The organism is Pseudodesulfovibrio mercurii, assembly GCF_000189295.2.
In the GTDB taxonomy this organism is placed as follows: Bacteria; Desulfobacterota; Desulfovibrionia; order Desulfovibrionales; family Desulfovibrionaceae; genus Pseudodesulfovibrio; species Pseudodesulfovibrio mercurii.
Window position 1 is genome coordinate 1894368 of the sequence record NC_016803.1, and the last position, 18050, is coordinate 1912417.

The window sequence follows — 18050 nt, forward strand, 5'->3', positions numbered from 1 at the left end:
GGGTCCGGGGGAAGCCTCTCTCAAGAGGTTTCCCCCGGTTCTCTTTCACAACTAATGACCGAGCCACTCTTCCCGGCGTTCGAGGATCTGTTCCTTAACGAAGGTCAGTTTGCCGTCCTTGATGGTGTAGAGGAACACGGCCATGTTCGGGCGGTGGTCGTCTGGGTAAAAGGAGATGAGCGGGGCCAGGCCCATGGGGTCGTATTCCCGCAGGGTCTCCAGGGACGTCTTGAGGCTCTCGCCGGTCAGTTCGCCGTTGGCCAGGGCCCGCTTCATGCCTTCGGCCATGACCAGGACGGACACAAAGCCGCGCGTGTAGTGGGTCATCTGCGGCTGGTCGCCGGTGATCTCCCTGATGACCTTCATGCCCGGCACGTCCTGGCCGTAGACCGCGGCGGCCTGGTTGGAGTAGGAGCCCTCGGCGTCGGTGCCCGCCAGCTGGGGCAGGGTCTCGTCCGTGCCCCAGATGTCGGTGAAGAACACGGTCTCCATGCCGATGTTCTTGGCCGACTTGAGGATGACGGAGGTGGACGGCGTGGTCCCGCCGATCCAGCAGAAGTCGGGCGACTTCTCCTTGAGGGGCAGGAGCTCGGTGGTGGCGTCGATGGCGTTGAGGGCCACGTTGGCGTCGCCCACGATCTCGAAGCCGATCTCGGCGGCATACTCCTTGCCGCCCGCGATGGGGGCCAGGCCGTAGGGATGGTCGGGGTAGATGAAGGCCACCCTGGGGGGGCGCGTATCGGTCCAGTTGTCCTTGAAGTACTTGAGCGCGGCCCGGAGCTGGGTGGTGTAGTCCGAGGCGATGAAGAAGTTGTACGGGGCCACCTTGGGATCGGTCAGGTGGGCCGAATAGGACGCGGACAGGTTGGGCACCTTGTCCTTGGCCAGGGTGCGCACCAACGCCTCGGTCACGGCCGAGCCGAACCCCTGGATGCAGACCACGTGGTCGGTGTTGACCATCTTCTTGTACAGGGACAGTCCCTGCTGGACCTTGTAGGCGGTGTCCTGCAGGTCGAAGACCAGGGGACGGCCGTTGATGCCGCCCTGCCGGTTGACGTATTCGATCCCGCCCTTGAGCCCCTCGGCGTAGGGCGAGCCCACGGACGAGGTGGGCCCGGACAGGTCCACCAGGCCGCCGACCCGGATGGGCGCGGCCTCCTGTTTGGAGGTTGCGGCCGGTTTCTCGTCCCCGCCTCCGCAGCCGGCCAGCATCCACCCGGCCAGGAGCAGGATGCAGGCTGCGGTTATGATGTTTCCAACCCTCATGTCGAACTCCTCGAGGTTGAAGTTGCGCGCCCGTCGGGACGCCGTTTATATCCAACCGCCGCCCTTAGTGGGCGAACGGGTAGAGTTTCCAGTACGCCTTGACCAGCCGCCAGCGGTGGGCCAGTCCCTCGGGCTCGAAGATCAGGAACAGGATGAGCGTGAGCCCGAACACGCCCTCGCGCAGGGCCACGATGTACTGGGCCACGTCCGGCCAGGACCCGGCCAGGACGTTGGCCAGCGCGTTCAGGATCTCGGGCAGGAGGACGATGAACACGGCCCCGAAGACCGAGCCGAGCACCGAGCCCAGGCCGCCGATGACGATCATGGCCAGGTAGGAGATGGACAGGCCGATATTGAACTGCTCGGCCGAGATGTAGCCGGTGTAGTGGCCCCACAACCCGCCCGCCACGCCCGCCAGGAACGAGCTGATGCCGAAGGCCGCGAGCTTGTAGCGGAACAGGTTCACGCCCACGATCTCGGCGGACAGGTAGAAGTCGCGGATGGACACGAAGGCCCGGCCGTACTTGCTGCGCATGATGTTGGTGACCATGAGCAGGGCCCCGGCGGCGAAGGCCAGGAGCAGGAAGTACATGCGCACCTCGGTGTCGAAGGAGAAGCCGAGGATGGAAGGCGGCTCCAGGAGCAGCCCGTTGGACCCGCCGGTCAGGACCCCGCCGTGCAGGAAGACGTATTCGAGCACGAGTTGGGCGGCCAGGGTGGCGATGGCCAGGTAGATGCCCTTGAGCCGGAGCGACGGCACGCCGAAGACCATGCCCACCAGGGCCGTTATCAGGCCGCCGGTCAGGATGGCCGGAAGGAACGGCACGCCGTGCAGGGAGCACTGTCCGGCGGCGTAGGCCCCCACGCCGAGGAACGCGCCGTGGCCGAGCGATATCTGGCCGCACACGCCGGTCAGGAGGTTGAGGGAGACCGCGCCGATGACCGAGATGAAGATCAGGTTGACGATGGAGGTCAGGTGCGTGTTCAGGACGAACGGGGCCGCGCACAGGGCCGCCAGGAACAGGCCGACCATGAGCTTCTGGAACCCGGACGGGAAGACCTGGGCCTCGCTCTCGTAGGTGGTGAAGAAGAGTCCGCATTTTCCCTGCATGGCTAGACCCTCTCGATCTCTTTGGTGCCGAACAGGCCGTAGGGCTTGATCATCAGGATGACCACCAGGACGATGAAGGCCGCGACCTCCCGGAAGCCGCCCAGGCCGAGGAACTGCCGGGCCGCGCCGTCGCAGACGTTTTCGAGCACGCCGATGATCAGGCCGCCCAGAGCCGCGCCGAGCAGGGAGTCGAGCCCGCCGAGGATGACCGCCGGGAAGACCTTGAGCCCCAGGTGGCCGATGTGGGCGTTGATGCCGTTGATGTTGCCCAGGATGACCCCGCCCACGGCCGAGACGATGCAGGCGATGCACCAGCTCATGGCGAAGATGTTCTTGATGCCGATACCCATGGACTGCGCGGCCTGCTGGTCGAAGGCCGTGGCCCGCATGGCCACGCCCGTGCGCGAGTACTTGAAGAAGGCGGAGAACACGGCGAAGAGCACGGCGGACAGGATGAAGGCCGCGATGTACACCGGGGCCACGGGCAGCCCGGCGATCATGACCGGCTCGGTGGGCAGGACCTGGGGGTAGACCCGGATCTGCGTGCCCCAGAAGAGCTGGACCAGGGACTTGAGCACCGAGCTCATGCCGATGGTGACCATGATGACCGAGATGTGCTCCTCGCCGATGAGCGGCCTGAGCACCATGCGCTCGATGGCCAGGCCGAGCAGGACCGAGAAGACCAGGGTGATGAGGAAGGCCCAGATGAACGGGATGTGGAACTGGACCGTCAGGGCGAAGCAGACGTAGGCCCCGACCATGACCAGCTCGCCCTGGGCGAAGTTGACCACCTTGGTGGCCTTGTAGATGACCACGAAGCCGAGCGCCACCAGGGAGTAGATGGAGCCGACCACCAGGCCGTTGACGATGAGTTGCAGGTAGTATTCCACTTAGCCCTCCATGTCCTGAATGCGGATGTCGCCGCACATCCGGCGGACGCGGCCGTCCTGGTAGGTGATCTCGGTTTCGAGGCCGAGCGCGCAGGCGTCGGTGTAGAGCGCCTCGATGAGCGCGCCGTAGCGCTCGTTGATGGTCCCGCGCCGGACCTTGCGCGTGCGGGTCAGCTCGTTGTCGTCCGGGTCCAGCTCCTTGTAGAGCAGGCAGAACCGGCGGATGCGCGTCTCCTCGGGCAGGGTCGCGTTGGTCCTGGCCACCTCCTCCCGGATGAGCGCGTAGACCTCGTCCTTGGCGGCCAGGTCCTGGTAGGTGGTGTAGGTGATCATCTTGGACTCGGCCCAGTGGCCCACGATGGGCATGTCGATGCACAGGATGGCGGCCACGAAGTCCCGGCCGTCGCCCAGGACCACGGACTCGCGCAGGAACGGCGAGAACTTGATCTTGTTCTCCAGGAACTGGGGCGAGAACCGGGTGCCGTCCGCAAGGTGCATGACGTCCTTCAACCGGTCGATGACCACCAGCCGCCCGTTGTCGTCGAAGTAGCCCGCGTCGCCCGAGAGCAGCCAGCCGTCCTCGGTCAGGGTCTCGCGGGTGGCCGCCTCGTTGCGGTAGTAGCCCAGGAAGACGGCGGGCGACCGGGACAGGATTTCGCCCGTCTCGGAGATGCGCACCTCGGTCTCGGGGATGGGTGAGCCCACGGAGGTAAAGTCCACCTCGCCCTCCTTGTGGATGCAGGAGATGCCCGCGATCTCGGTCTGGCCGTAGATCTGCTTGAGGTTCACGCCCATGGCGTGGAAGAAGCGGAACACGTCCGGCCCCAGCGCGGCCCCGCCCGTGGTGGCGCTGCGCAGGCGCGAGAAGCCCAGCCGGTCGCGCAGGGCGCGGAACAGCCCCTGGTCGGCCAGGCGGTACTTGAACCTGAGCCAGGGCGACGGGGTCCCGCCCGCGAAGACCGCGTCAACAAACTCGTAGCCCACGGGCAGGCAGCGGTTGTACAGCCAGCGCTTGAGCGGGGTGGTCTCCATGATGTCGCCAGCCACCTTGGCCGCAATGGACTCGTACACGCGCGGCGGGGAGAAGATGAAGTGCGGGCCGATCTCGCGCGAATCGGCAGAGGCCGTGTCCGGGGTCTCCGGGAAGTTGACGCAGAAACCGAAGAGCAGGGCCGAGGCCACGGCCATCATCTGCTCGCCCATCCAGGCCAGGGGCAGGAAGGAGACGAACTCGTCCGAGGCCGACTTGGGGTCGTACTTGCCCAGGTTGTGGGCCATGGACAGGAGATTTTTGTGCGACAGCACGGCCAGCTTGGGGCGGCCCGTGGTGCCCGAGGTGGTGGCGATGAGGCAGGGATCGCCGGGCTTGGTGGCCCGGGCGGCCTCCTTGAACCTGGCCGTGCAGTCCCCGCCCCGCTCGCGGCCCAGGCGGCGCACGGCGTTGAAGCTCCGCAGCCCCGGCACCCGCGCCTCGTAGGGCTTGAGCCCCTTGGGGTCGTGATAGACGATGTTCGCCAGTTCGGGCAGCCGCCGCCGGATGGCGCGGACCTTGTCCACCTGCTCCTGGTCCTCGGCCACCACCAGGCGGCACTCGGTCAGGGCGAAGACGTACTCGATCTCCTCGGCCGGGGAGTCCTGGTACAGGCCGAGCGCCATGCCGCCCAGCCCCTGGACGGCCAGCTCGGCCCAGATCCACTCGGGCCGGTTGTTGCCGATGAGGATGACGATGTCGCCCCGGCCGATGCCCAGGCCCTCAAGGCCACAGGCGAACTCGGCGGTGATGCGCAGGGAGTCCTCCCAGGAAACGGCCTGCCAGACGCCCCACTCCTTTTCGCGCAGGGCGGTCCTGCCGGGCCGGTCCCCGGCCTGCCGGACGAGCAGTCTCGGCAGCGTGGTCATATACGGTTTGGCCATGCAACGTCCTCGTTTCCCGGCGTTCGGCCGGGCCTTCCCAACGTGTCCGGCGGGACCGATCCCCGGTCCCCCCCGCAGTCGCCTCGCGCGCCCCGCTCGGGGCCTGCGCGGGCTACCTTCCCATGAACGCGGCGTCCTCGGTGCCCAGGTAGGCCCTGATGACGTCCGGGTTCGCCTGCACCTCGTCCGGGGTGCCCTCGGCGATCTTGGAACCGAAGTCGATGACCACGACCTTGTGGGAGATGTCCATGACAACGCCCATGTCGTGCTCGACCAGCAGGACGGTGACGCCCCACTCCTCGGCTATGTCCAGGATATATCGGGCCATGTCCTCGGTCTCTTCGAGGTTCATGCCCGCCATGGGCTCGTCCAGGAGGATGAGCTTGGGCTCGGCGGCCAGCGCCCGGCCGAGCTCCACCCGCTTGCGCACGCCGTAGGGTAGTCGCCCGGCGTGCTGGTGGCGGTAGGGGGATAGGTTCAGGAAGTCGATGACGTCCTCCACCCGGCGCCGGTGGCGGCGCTCCAGGCGCACGGTCCGGCCGAAGCGGAGGATGGCGGATAGCAACCCGTAGTCGATGCGGCCGTGCCGCCCGACCATGAGGTTGTCGAGGACGGACAGGCCCTTGAACAGGGCGATGTTCTGGAATGTCCTGGACAGTCCCAGCTCCGTGCGCTTGTGCGCGGGCAGGGAGAGCAGACATTCGCCGTCCAGTGAGATGGAACATGCGCCGCGCGCGCCCCCGTCCGGGGTGTAGCGGCCGCTGATGCAGTTGAGCATGGAGGTTTTGCCGGCCCCGTTGGGGCCGATCAGGGACGCGATGGTCCCCTGTTCCACGGAGAAGGACACGCCCATGAGCGCGGCGATGCCCTTGAAGGTGAGCGTAACGTCGCGGACGTCGAGATAGGCCATAATCGTTCCATTATGGTCTCGGAACCCCCTGGTCCCAAACGACGTCCGCACGGCCCGTCGGTGAATGCCGAAACACCGCCCGGGTCCATATGCTGTCGGATGGCCCTTGGAGCCCCTAGGTCCACTCCTCCTCGAAATCCTCGGGAGTGACCAGTTTGTAGCCCCGGTCCTCGAGCGCGGCTGCGACCGTGGACGGGTCTTCGGTATCTATTCGGACGACCACGATGCGGCGTCCGTTGTAAAAGAAGGTGCCGGTGGAGATGATCGAGATCTTCATGTTGGCGATGACCCCGGCGATCTCGTAGAGCACGCCGGAACGGTCCTCCACCTCAAGCGTCAGGCGGCTGCCGCCCTCGCGGTAGCCCATCTCCTCGGCCAGCACGTCGAGCATGACGTTGCGGTTGATGTAGCCGATGAGCTCGCCGTCGGAATCGACCACGGCCAGCCCGGCCAGGTTCATCTCGTACATCATGTCGGCCGCGCCCTCGATCTCGGTCTCCGGGGCCACGGTCTTGATGTCCGTGCGGAAGATCTTCTCCACCGTGAGCTTGCTCATCAGGTAGCTGATCTCGTGTTTCTCCAGGGACGTCATGATGCTGGGCAGGGCCGCCGAGATATCCTCCTTACGCACGTAGCCGACCAGCTTGCCCGCGTCGTCCACCACCAGGAGCATCCAGAGCTTGTTGTCCTCAAGCTGTTTCTGGGCGTCCTTGACCAGCGTCTGGGGGGTGACCTTGACGAAGTCGCGCAGCATTTTCAGTCCGACGTACATGTATTCCTCCTTGGCAGTGCACCACGTGCTCTGTGTTGCGTAAATGGCATGGATTCGTCCCGGTTCGATACACGTTTTCATTGAACGGCGCAATTCAAACCGTGAGCGGCGCAGTTTGCCCAGGAATACCCTGCAAACCCGTTTTCAAACGACAAGTCAATACTCAAACGCTTGTTTGGACGGCGTTTTCCCGCACGTCGCCAGGCCGGGAAACCCGCCGCCAACCATCCACCCGTAGGTCAACATCCCCCCGACGCTTGACTTTCCTGATTTTCAGGGCACATTTCATAAAGGGGAAACCACGATCGCGCCAGGGGGAACCGGAACATGTTTTTCAAGATGCACTACCCGAACCTCATCGGCAGGCTGCCCGAGGACGACCCCAGGATCCTCCTCGGGGCCATCCGCATATTCATCGTCCTGCTCCTGATCATCGGGGTTCTGCTCACCGGCGGCGGGGCCGTCATCCACTTAATCGAGAACGGCAACTATCTCGGCGGGCTTCGGACCACGGAAAGCACCTCCCTGACATTGCAGGAAACGACCATCGCCCGCGAGCTGGACCACATCGTGGCCGACGTCCTGTTCCTGTCCCGGCAGAACGAACTCATCCGGCTCCTGGACGGCGGCGACGCGCAGGCGGCCAGGGCCATGGAGCGGGAATACCTGGAGCTGGCCGACAGCCGCGAGGACTATGACCAGGTCCGCTACCTGGACGCCGACGGCCTGGAGCGGGTCCGGGTCAACAGCCGCAACGGCCGGACCTCGGCCGTGCCCGAAAGCGGCCTGCGGGACAGGAGCGACCGCTACTACTTCAGGCAATGCCTGGGGCTGGACAAGGGCGGCATCTATCTTTCGCCCATGGACCTGAACGTCGAGGACGGGCTGGTGGAGCAGCCGGTCCGGCCCATGCTGCGCATCGGCACCCCGGTCTTCGACGCCGCGGGCCGCAAGCGCGGCATCATCCTGATCAACTACAACGCCCGGACCCTGCTGGACCGCATCCTGCGCACGGGCAGTTCGGCCGAGGGGCTGACCATGCTCCTCAACGGCCGGGGCTACTGGCTCCTGGCCCCGGACGAGACCAGGGAATGGGGGTTCACGGCCCCGGAGACGGAGGACCTCCGCTTCGCCACGGAACGGCCCGACGAGTGGCGGCAAATGCTCGACCTGGAGCGCGGACAGTTCCGCACGGACAACGGGTTGTTCACCTTCGCCACGGTCCGCCCCATGGCCGAGATGCAGGCCTTCAGTTCCCGGCTGCACGGCGCCGCGCAGGACGGGGCGCAAGGCGCGGAACCGGCCTATTTCTGGATGCTCGTCTCCCAGGTCCCGGCCGCGACCCTGGACCGCCACGCCCGGACCCTGCTGTTCAAGCTGCTCCTCGGCGGGGGCCTGCTCCTGGCGCTCTTCGCCTTCGGCGCGTGGCACCTCTCCCTGGCCCTGTCCCGGCGGCGGCTCTTCCAGGAACAGCTCCTGGCCGCGGCCATGTTCGACGCCCTGACCGGGCTGCCCAACCGCAAGCTCTTCTTCGACCGGCTGGAGGCCTCCCTGGCCCTGTCCGTCCGGTACGACCGCAGGCTGGCCCTGCTCTACATCGACCTGGACGGGTTCAAGGTGGTCAACGACACCATGGGGCACGCGGCGGGGGACGAACTGCTCAGGCGGGTGGGGAAGCTGCTGACCGGCTCGGTGCGCAAGTCCGACACCGTGGCCCGGCTGGGCGGCGACGAGTTCGTGGTCATGCTGAACGAGGTGACCAACCTGGGGGACGCGGCCCTGGTGGGCGAAAAGCTCGTCTCCGCCCTGCGCGCGCCCATCGTCCTCAAGACGGGCACGGCGACCATCAGCGCCAGCGTGGGCGTGTCCGTGTATCCCGAGAACGGCGCGTCCGCCGAGCTCCTGGTCCAGAAGGCGGACCAGGCCATGTACGCCTCCAAGCACATGGGCAAGAGCACCTGCACCATGGCCGACTCGTCGCGCTGCGCCGACGCCTGACGCCCCGGCCGGGTCAGCCGCCCATGCGCCGGAAGAGCGGGGCCTGGGCGCAGCAGCCCGACAGCCCCAGGGCCCGGTAGACCGCGTCCATGTCCACGGCCTCGCGGACCACGGAGGCCAGGTTGTCCAGGGCGTCCTCCAGGCCGAAGACGGTCTGGACCGTCTCCAGGGGCGAGAGCCCCTTGTCCATGCGCAGCTGGTCGATGAACCAGCGGCGGAACCCGTCCGCGTCGAACAGCCCGTGCAGGTAGGTGCCGAGCACCCGCCCGTCCGGGCGCATGTAGCCCAGCGGCTCGCCCGCGTTGTCGCGCAGGGCCGTGCGCAGCTCCCCGGACAGGGGTTCGGTGCGGCCGTGGTGGATCTCGTAGCCGTGCACGGCGAGCCCCGAGGCCGAGTGCGTGCCGAAGGTCCGGGTCAGGGTCTTTTCCGGGGCCAGGGTGGTCTGGACCGGCAGCAGGTCGAAGCCCTCCACCCGGGTGGTCTCGGACTCCAGGCCGTAGGGGTCGTCCACGATGCGGCCGAGCATCTGGAACCCGCCGCAGATGCCCACGATGCGGGTCCGGCCCTCGGCCAGCCCGCGCAGGACCGCGGCCATGCCCGTGCCCTTGAGGGCGCGCATGTCCGGCACCGTGGACTTGGAGCCGGGGATGATCACCGCGTCGGGCGCGCCCACGTCGCGGGCGTCGGCCACCACGCGGACGCGCACGTCCGGCTCGCGGTACAGCGGGTCGATGTCGTTGAAATTCGAGATGCGCGGCAGGTCCAGGACCACCACGTCCACGCAGTCGGCCTCGGGCAGCTTGTCGCCCTCGGGCCGGAACCCCTCCTTGAACGAGACCGAGTCCTCCTCGGGCAGGCCGAGCCCGTGGATGTACGGCACCGTGCCCAGGACCGGCTTGCCCGTGCGCTCGAACATCTGGCCGAAGGCCGGGTCGAGGAGCGAGGCGTCGCCCCGGAAGCGGTTGATGACGTAGCCCTCCACCAGGGAGCGCTCTTTCGGCGTGAGCAGACTCATGGTCCCGACGATGGAGGCGAAGACCCCGCCCCGGTCGATGTCGCCGGTCAGGAGCACCCGTGCGCCCGCGTACTCGGCCATGGCCATGTTGACGATGTCGTGGTGCTTGAGGTTGACCTCGGCCGGGCTGCCCGCCCCCTCCAGGACCAGGACCTCGTGCTCGTTGGCCAGGGAGTCGTAGGCCGCCTTGACCGCGTCGAAGGCGCGCGGCTTGTACTCCACGTACTCACGCACGCTCATGTTGCCCACGGGCCGCCCCATGACGATGACCTGGGAGCCGGTGTCCGAGCCGGGCTTGAGCAGAACCGGGTTCATGCGCACGTCCGGGTTCAGGCGGCAGGCCATGGCCTGGGTCACCTGGGCGCGGCCCATCTCCCCGCCCTGGTCCGTGACGTAGGAATTGAGCGACATGTTCTGGGCCTTGAACGGGGCCACGTCGAAGCCGTCCTGGAGCAGGATGCGGCAGAAGGCCGCCGCCAGCACGGACTTGCCCGCGTTGGAGCTGGTCCCCTGGATCATCAGGGCCGGGGTGCGGCGGACGCGCCGGACCACAGGGCCGCGCGCCGTGCCCGCCACCGCCTCCATGGCCCGGATCAGGGTCTCGTTGTCCTCGCGGTTGCGCACGGCCACCCGGAACCAGCGGTCGTCCAGGCCGGTGTAGTTGCCGCACAGCCGGATGCCGATGCGGTGCTCCCGGAGCAGCCGCTCCCACAGCGAAACCGCGTCCCGCCCCACCCGTTCCACCCGGCAGAGAAGATAGTTGGCCGCCGACGGCAGGACCCTGATCCCCGGCACCTGCCTGAGCCCCGAGGCCAGGGACTCGCGCAGAAGCCGGGTCTGCTCGCGGGTCTCGGCCAGGTAGAGGGCGTCCTTCAGGCAGCGCTCCCCGACCTTCTGGGCCAGGGCGTTGACGGACCAGGCGGGCATGTTCCGGCGGATGCGCGGGATCACGTCCGGGTCGGCGAAGGCCAGCCCCAGCCGCAGGCCCGGAATGGCGTAGGTCTTGGTCAGGGAGAGGACGGTGATGACGTTGGACGGCCGGTCGCGGGTCAGCCGGTCCGCGTCCTCGGGCAGAAATTCGGCAAAGGACTCGTCCACCACGAAGGTGGACTGGGGGAACATGGCCGCCACCTCGCGCAGGTCGTTGGCCGGGACCATGGTGCCCGTGGGGTTGTTGGGCGAGCACAGGAAGACCAGGGAGGGCGTGGCCAGGAGCGGCCCCATGGCCGGAAAATTCACGGTGAAGTCGTCGTTCAGGGGCGGCTCGACCACGGGCAGCCGGTGGGCGCCGCACCCCCTGGCGTAGTCCACGTAGGTCGGCGCGGGGACCACCGCCTGGCGGAACCCCCTGAGCCCGGCGATGGCGAAGAGCAGTTCGGACGCGCCGTTGCCAGCGACCACCTGGGAGGGCCAGACCTTGTAGCGCTCGGCGGCGGCCATGACCAGCCCGGTGCAGTCCGAGTCCGGGTAGGCGTCCACCCCCTGCAGGGCCTGGCCGACCACCTGCCCGAGCCACTTCGGCGGCCCCAGCGGGTTCACGTTGGCCGAAAAATCGAGGATCTCGTCCGGCGCGCACCCGGCCGTCTCGGCCATGCGCCGCCGGTTCCCTCCATGGACGAATCTCCGCTCGTCCAGCACCTCGGGTATCCCCGCGAAAAGATTCTGCTTATCCATAAAAATCCGCTATCCGCCGGTCAACTGTAGAGAAATTCAAGACTTTTCATCGGAATACGCGCAAAGCGGGCGGGTGTCCACTTGCAAAGGGCAGCGGCGCGTTCGTCCCGCCCCGTCCATATTCCCCCTGGCAATCATTCCTGGTTTGTGCGACCCTTCGCGGGCGCTCCGTCGCCTTTGTCCGGCGGGGCGCATTTCAAGACATCTTCAATGCCAAGGCGGATAGCATCATGTGGAAACGCGCGGTCTGCACCAAGGACTGTCCCGACACCTGCGGCCTGCTGGTCAAGGTGGAGAACGGCAGGATAACCTCGGTCAAGGGCGACCCGGACCATCCCTACACCCGGGGGTTCCTCTGCGGGAAAGGGGCGCGGTTCCCGGAGCACGTGCACGGCGCGGCCCGGCTGACCACGCCGCTCAAACGCACCGGGCCCAAGGGCAGCGGCGCCTTCGCGCCCATCTCCTGGGACGAGGCCCTGGACGAGGTGGCCGCCAACATCCGGCGGGTGGCCGACGCCTACGGGCCCGAGGCCATACTGCCCTACACCTACGCCGGGCACATGGGCATGGTCCACCGGTACGCGGGCCACGCCCTGTTCAACAAGCTCGGGGCCAGCCGCCTGGACGCGACCATCTGCGGCCCGGCGGCCACGGCGGGCTTCAAGGCCACCCTGGGCAAGGGCCCGAGCACCGAGATCCAGGAGGCGGCGCAGTCCGACCTTGTCGTCATCTGGGGCAACAACACCCTGGTGACCAACGTCCACGCCTGGCCGCACTTCCTCAAGGCCCGCAAAAACGGCGCGAGGATCATCGTCATCGACCCCTACCGCAACGCCACGGCCCGCGAGGCGGACGCGCACCTCATGCTCCGGCCCGGCACGGACGCGGCCCTGGCCCTGGCCGTCATGCACGTGCTCGTCACCGAGGACCTCGTGGACCACGAGTTCATCGCGGCGCAAACCATCGGCTTCGACCGGCTCAAGGAACGCGTCCTGGACTGGCCGCCCGCCCGGGCCGCCGAAATCTGCGACCTGGCCGAGCCGGACATCGTCGCCTTCGCCCGCGCCTACGGCCGCGCCCGCGCCCCCTACATCCGCACGGGCTGGGGACCGGCCCGGCAGCTGGCGGGCGGCATGGCCATGCGGACCATCTCCCTGCTCCCGGCCCTGGTCAACGCCTTCGGCAAACCCGGCGGCGGCATCACCCGGTCCCTGGGCGGCGCGCCCGGCAAGGCCCCGTCCCTCATCCGCGAGGACCTGCGCCCGGCGGGCACGCGCACCGTGAACATGGTCCACCTGGGCCGCGCCCTGACCGAGCTCGCCGACCCGCCGGTCATGCTCCTCTACAACTACCTGTCCAACCCGGCGGCAGTGGCCCCGCAGTCGGCCCAGGTCATGGCCGGGCTGGCCCGCGAGGACCTGTTCACCGTGGTCCACGAGCTGTACATGACCGACACCGCCCGGTTCGCGGACATCATCCTGCCCGGCGCGAGCTTCCTCGAGGTGGGCGACATCTACCGCTCCTACGGCCACAACCACGTCCAGATCGCCCGGCCCGTCATCGACCCGGTGGGCGACAGCCGGTCCACCCTGGACATCTTCCAGGACCTAGCCCGCCGCCTCGGCTTCACCGAGGAGGTCTTCTCCCTGAGCGAAGCCCAGTGCATCGAGCGCATCCTGGACGAGGCCGACTCGCCCTATCTCGACGGCGTGGACCTCGACGCCCTGCGCCGGGGCGAGCCCGTGCGCCTGAACATCCCGGCCAACCCCTTTGCCGGCGGCTTCGACACCCCGTCCGGCAAGGTCGAGTGCTTCTCCCAATCCATGGCCGACCAGGGGCTCGATCCCCTGCCCGACGGCACGCCCGTGCGCGACCCCGAGGGCGGCGAGGAATACCCCCTCGAATACATCACCCCGCCCCACCCCATGCTGCTCAACTCCGCCTTTAACGAGATCGAGACCCTGCGCGAACGCATCGGCGGCCCCAAGGTGCTCATCCACCCCGCAACCGCCGCCGCGCGGGGCATCACCCAGGGCATGACCGTGCGCGTGTTCAACGCCCGAGGCCGGAACACCGCCCGGGCCGAGATCACCGAGGACACCCGGCCCGAGCTGCTTGTGGCCGAAGGGCTGCACCGGGTGGACGGCACCCCCGGCCAGGGCTCCAACCAGCTGACCAGCCAACGCCTGACCGATATGGGCAACACCTGCGCCTTCCACTGCAATAAGGTCCAAGTGGAGCCTGTCGGCTAGGGGGGCGGCTTCCGAGAGCGGCGCATCTGCACATTTTTTCCAGGGGGCTTTCATCCTCACGTAGACGGCTACGCTGCGGTGAAAGCCCCCTGGAAGAAAATGCAAAGCTGCACCACTCTCGAAAGCCTATCCCGAGGACGCTTTGGCGGCTGAAGAGAGAGCCGCTGTCGGGTGGCTGCGCCACCCGAATCGCTCCAGGACGAGGAAAGCTGTGGGCCTCGCGAACTTCCCCGCGAAGCGACACAAAAAGTTTAGGAGGGGAGAGGGGATGGGGGTCCGGGGGAAGGGGAGAGGGGGACCCTTTTCTCAAAGGGTCCCCCTCTCCCCTTCCCCCGGTCGCCGGAGGCGCCCCTTCGGCCGGTACTCCGGGTATTGGGGGAAGCGTTGCTTTTCCCGGTGGGGCGGGCTAATAGGCTGCATTGCCGGGCCTGTGCGCCGGGCATCGGTGACCGCATGCGAACGATCTGCGCCTACATCCTCCTCTTCCTCATGCTCCTGCCGCCCGTGGCCACGGCCGGGGAGGAGCCGCCGTATCCCTTCACGGACCCATACCGGGCCACGGTCCTGGGCACGCCCGCCAAGGTGCGCTACCAGTTCGCGGACCCGGTGTTGCCGGACGTGCGGGCCTTCCGCATCGAAGGGCGGCAGGTGCCCGAGGTCTTTTCGTACAGCCGGGACCTGTTCTTCACCACGGCGTTGCAGAAGCACGCGGCCCCGCTCATGTTCGTCATCGCGGGCACGGGCGCGGAGCACAACTCGGGCAAGATGTCCTTCCTGACCCAGGTCTTCCACGAGGCCGGGTACCACGTGGTCGCCCTGTCCTCGCCCACGCACATGAACTTCGTCGTCAGCGCCTCGCAGCACGGGGTGGCGGGATACGTGCCCTATGACGTGGACGACCTGGACCGGGTCATGGGCTGGATTCGGGAGGAGCTGGCCAAGGAGTGCGAGATCACCGGGTACAGCGTGGCCGGGTACAGCCTGGGCGGGCTGCACGCGGCCTTTCTGGCCAAACGGGACGCCGAGACCCACGAGTTCGACTTCCGGCACGTGCTTCTGATCAACCCGCCGGTCTCCCTGTACCGCTCGGTGACGCGGCTGGACTCCTGGGTGACCAGGGAGAACCTGGGCCGGACCACGGTGCACCACGAGATCGAGGGGTTCATCGACCGCTTCTCGGACTACTACCTGCATGCGGACGTGACCGACCTGGACGACGACTTCCTGTACGACATGATCACCGACATCGGGCTGACCGAGCGCGACTTCAAGACGCTCATCGGGGCCGCCTTCCGGGTCTCGTCCGCGTCCATGATCTTCAGCTCGGACGTCTGCCTACAGGCCGAGTACCTGGTGCCGCCGAGCCACTACCCGCTCAAGACGGCCAGCCCCCTTCTGCCCTATGCCCGGCAGGCCTTCGACGTCTCCTTCGAGCAGTACCTGGACGAATTCCTGCTGCCCTACCTGCGCTACGAGGACCCGACCGTCACGCGGGACGAAGTCATCCGGCGGTCCACCCTGGAGTCCATCCGGGGGTGGCTCGAAAAGACGACCAAGGTCGTGGTGGTGGGCACCAGGGACGACGTCATCCTGAGCCACGGGGACGAACAATTCCTGGAAACGGTCTTCCCCGGCGGCCGGTCCATGCTCTTCGAGCACGGCGGGCACTGCGGGAACATGATGCACCCGGCCTTCGTCCGGGCGCTGAAGGACATGGTGCGGCTGTGAACGCGCGCGCGGGCATATTCCTCCTGCCGGTCATGCTGGTCCTGCTCCTGACGGCCGGGTGCGGGCCCAAGGTGACGGACGTAACCGACCCGCAGGCCGGGCTCGCGCCCACCGGATTCAAAACCACGGTGCACCACTGGCCCGAGGCCGACTCGCCCTCCCTGCGCTTCCTGGACGTGGACGACCCCTGGGAGCCCATGAACCGCAACTTGTACGAGATCAACGCCAGCCTGGACAAGTACGTCATGTACCCGGCGGCCACCCTGTACAAGGTCTTCATCCCCGAGCCCATTCGCACCGGAATACGCAATTTCTACAACAACCTGAACGAGATGCCCACGGCCTTCAACAGCGTGCTCCAGGGACGCATGAAAAAGGCGGCCATCTCCTTCGTGCGCTTCCTGATCAACTCGAGCTTCGGCCTGCTCGGCGTGCGCGACCTGGCCTCGCGCAACAAGAGCCTGCCGCGCCAGCGCGAGGACGTGGGCCAGACCCTGGGCTACTGGGGACTGGGCTCGGGGCCGTATTTCGTCATGCCGATCATGGGTCCGTCCAACGTGCGCGACGCGGTCGGCTTCGGCGGGGACATCCTGATCCTGTACGTGGAGGTGGACATGATCTATCAGGCCGCGGGCATGGAAGACAGCAGCCCCCTGGACCTGACCGACCTGGTCCTGCGCGGCCTGAACATCCGCGCCAACACCGCCTTCAGCTACCACTCCACGGGCTCGCCCTTCGAGTACGAGATGGTCCGCTTCATCTACACCAAGAAGCGCGAACTGGACATCCGGCGCTAGGCCGGGTCCGGCGCCCGGTCCTGCCCGCGGGGAACTTTTCCACGCGAAAGGGCCCGCTCCCCAGTGGAGCGGGCCCTTTCTATTGCAATGCCTTCGTACCGGTTGCGGGACGGTTAGGCGGAGGTTTCAGCGGCGGTCTCCAGCGACAGCCCCAGGCGGAGGTAGCTGACGGCCATGTTGGCGATGTCCAGGATGATCTGGGCGTGCAGAGACTCGCGACGCTCGCGGTCGCGGGAGAACAGGTTGATGACCTCCACGAACAGGGCCGCGCCGAAGGCGTTGACCAGGACCATGGGCGGGGCGATGAGCTTGACCAGCTCCCAGGCCTCGGAGAACGGCCTGGACATGAGCAGAAGCAGCCCCATGTGGATGAGTTCGCCCGCCAGGGCCAGGGCCGAGGCCATCCGCCAGTTCATGGCCTTTTCGCCATACTTCCAGGCGATCATGCCCGCCGCGAAACCCTCCAGCGCCGTGGCCAGGCCGCAGGGGTAGGCGCTGAAGCCGTGCAGGTCGAAGATCACGCGGTGCACCCCGGCGATGAGCCCGGCGCCGATGCCGACCACCGGCCCGCCGAACAGACCGCCGGAGATGACCACCATGGCGCGCAGGTTGGCCACGGAGTCGAAGACCGCTTTGCCGGTGTAGGTGCCGAGGATGCCGAGCAGGCCGAAGAGGATGGTCACCAGCACGGTGCGCAGCCGCGAACTCTCGCTGGTGAAGTGCATGCGCCGGACCGGCATGGTGGTCAGGAAGAGGAAGACGACGCCGACCATGAGCCCGAAGCGCTCGGCCAGGGTCAGGATGATTTCATAGGTGTTCAACGCGCTCTCCTACAGCTCCATGGCGTCCTTGAAGGGCCGCACCCGGGCCTTGCTGACCGTGATCTCGGTCTCGGCCTCGTCGCGCATGGTCAGCACGTACTTGCCGTTGAACCACGGGGCGTAGGTCCGAACCAACGCCAGGTTGACCAACTGGGAGCGGTTGGCCCGGAAAAAGGGAAACCCGGCCAGGCGCTCCTCAAGGCGGTCCAGGGTCAGGTCGCAGGCGCAGGGATAGACCGCGTTGCGGGTCGCGGCATGGACCCGGCGGTCCTCGTAGTTGAAATAGACGATCTCCTGGGGGGAGAGGAGGATGTTGCGGCCCGCGTGCTCCACGCTGATGCGCGTCAGCCCCGGCTTGATGCCCACGCCCGCCAGGAGCCTGCGCAGGACCTCGCTCGAATCCCTGGTCTCGCTGGCCGCGAGCCGTCCGCGCACCCGCTCCAGGCTGTCGGCCAGCCGCTTGGGGTCCACGGGCTTGAGCAGGTAGTCCACCGCGTTCTCGTCGAAGGCGCGGATGGCGTACTCGTTGAAGGCGGTGACGAAGACGACCAGGGGCTGGTGCTCCATGGCCATGACGTCCTGTAGCACGGAGAACCCGTCGCGGCCCGGCATCTGGATGTCCAGGAAGACCAGGTCCGGCCGTTTGGCCGCGATGGCCTTGACCGCGTCCGCGGCATTGCCCGCCACGCCGATCACGTCGATGTCGTCGTGGGCCGAGAGCAGGTAGTTCAGCTCGTCCTGTGCCGGCGGCTCGTCGTCCACCAATATGGTCCGTATGGCGTTGTTCATATCCCTTCCCGCGTCGGGGGCACGCAAGGACGAAGTAAGGCATGCGGGCCGGGTTGGCAAGTCCGCACGAAAAAGCCGCTCCGAAGAGCGGCTTTTTTCCTTCCGTCGGTCGC

General features: G+C 67.3%; 13 protein-coding genes. 4 read left to right on the forward strand and 9 right to left on the reverse strand.

Translation table 11 applies throughout. The annotated features are described in order from the left end of the window. Positions 1 to 51 precede the first annotated feature (51 nt). From DND132_RS08635 to DND132_RS08660, 6 genes are all read right to left on the reverse strand, one after another. The gene (locus DND132_RS08635) at positions 52 to 1266 is read right to left on the reverse strand and encodes an ABC transporter substrate-binding protein (RefSeq protein WP_014322341.1); all 1215 of its coding nucleotides are present in this window, start codon (positions 1264 to 1266) and stop codon (positions 52 to 54) included. A gap of 64 nt (positions 1267 to 1330) precedes the next feature. Further along, a complete protein-coding gene (locus DND132_RS08640; RefSeq protein ID WP_014322342.1) occupies positions 1331 to 2377 on the reverse strand; it encodes a branched-chain amino acid ABC transporter permease in 1047 nt (348 codons plus the stop codon). 2 nt (positions 2378 to 2379) lie between these two features. After that, entirely contained in the window at positions 2380 to 3267 is an 888-nt protein-coding gene (locus DND132_RS08645; RefSeq protein ID WP_014322343.1) for a branched-chain amino acid ABC transporter permease, read from the reverse strand. Continuing rightward, positions 3268 to 5181, reverse strand: a complete 1914-nt coding sequence (locus tag DND132_RS08650; RefSeq protein ID WP_014322344.1) for an AMP-binding protein — start codon at positions 5179 to 5181, stop codon at positions 3268 to 3270. It abuts the gene before it with no gap. 112 nt (positions 5182 to 5293) lie between these two features. Continuing rightward, positions 5294 to 6091, reverse strand: coding sequence for an ABC transporter ATP-binding protein (locus DND132_RS08655; protein WP_014322345.1), 798 nt, complete (start codon positions 6089 to 6091; stop codon positions 5294 to 5296). Positions 6092 to 6206: 115 nt separating this feature from the next. Continuing rightward, the gene (locus DND132_RS08660) at positions 6207 to 6863 is read right to left on the reverse strand and encodes a CBS domain-containing protein (protein WP_014322346.1); all 657 of its coding nucleotides are present in this window, start codon (positions 6861 to 6863) and stop codon (positions 6207 to 6209) included. Positions 6864 to 7190: 327 nt separating this feature from the next. Here DND132_RS08660 and DND132_RS08665 point away from each other — a divergent pair, with 327 nt between their 5' ends. Continuing rightward, a complete protein-coding gene (locus DND132_RS08665; protein WP_014322347.1) occupies positions 7191 to 8861 on the forward strand; it encodes a sensor domain-containing diguanylate cyclase in 1671 nt (556 codons plus the stop codon). A gap of 13 nt (positions 8862 to 8874) precedes the next feature. Here the strand turns inward: DND132_RS08665 and DND132_RS08670 are convergent, their stop codons facing one another. Further along, the gene (locus DND132_RS08670) at positions 8875 to 11550 is read right to left on the reverse strand and encodes a cobyric acid synthase (protein WP_014322348.1); all 2676 of its coding nucleotides are present in this window, start codon (positions 11548 to 11550) and stop codon (positions 8875 to 8877) included. Positions 11551 to 11780: 230 nt separating this feature from the next. Between DND132_RS08670 and DND132_RS08675 the strand changes: the two genes are divergently transcribed. The 3 genes from DND132_RS08675 to DND132_RS08685 all read left to right on the forward strand — a co-directional run bounded on the left by DND132_RS08675 (position 11781) and on the right by DND132_RS08685 (position 16327). Next, positions 11781 to 13802, forward strand: coding sequence for a molybdopterin-containing oxidoreductase family protein (locus tag DND132_RS08675; RefSeq protein WP_014322349.1), 2022 nt, complete (start codon positions 11781 to 11783; stop codon positions 13800 to 13802). Between the two features lie 453 nt (positions 13803 to 14255). Beyond that, positions 14256 to 15530: an alpha/beta fold hydrolase gene (locus DND132_RS08680; protein WP_014322350.1), complete on the forward strand. Its 1275-nt coding sequence runs from the start codon at positions 14256 to 14258 to the stop codon at positions 15528 to 15530. Beyond that, positions 15527 to 16327, forward strand: coding sequence for an MlaA family lipoprotein (locus DND132_RS08685; RefSeq protein ID WP_014322351.1), 801 nt, complete (start codon positions 15527 to 15529; stop codon positions 16325 to 16327). The genes DND132_RS08680 and DND132_RS08685 overlap by 4 nt, the downstream gene beginning before the upstream one ends. 113 nt (positions 16328 to 16440) lie before the next feature. Here the strand turns inward: DND132_RS08685 and DND132_RS08690 are convergent, their stop codons facing one another. Further along, entirely contained in the window at positions 16441 to 17148 is a 708-nt protein-coding gene (locus tag DND132_RS08690; protein WP_050813965.1) for a LytS/YhcK type 5TM receptor domain-containing protein, read from the reverse strand. 9 nt (positions 17149 to 17157) lie between these two features. Beyond that, the gene (locus tag DND132_RS08695; RefSeq protein ID WP_014322352.1) at positions 17158 to 17937 is read right to left on the reverse strand and encodes a LytR/AlgR family response regulator transcription factor; all 780 of its coding nucleotides are present in this window, start codon (positions 17935 to 17937) and stop codon (positions 17158 to 17160) included. Positions 17938 to 18050: the final 113 nt, after the last annotated feature.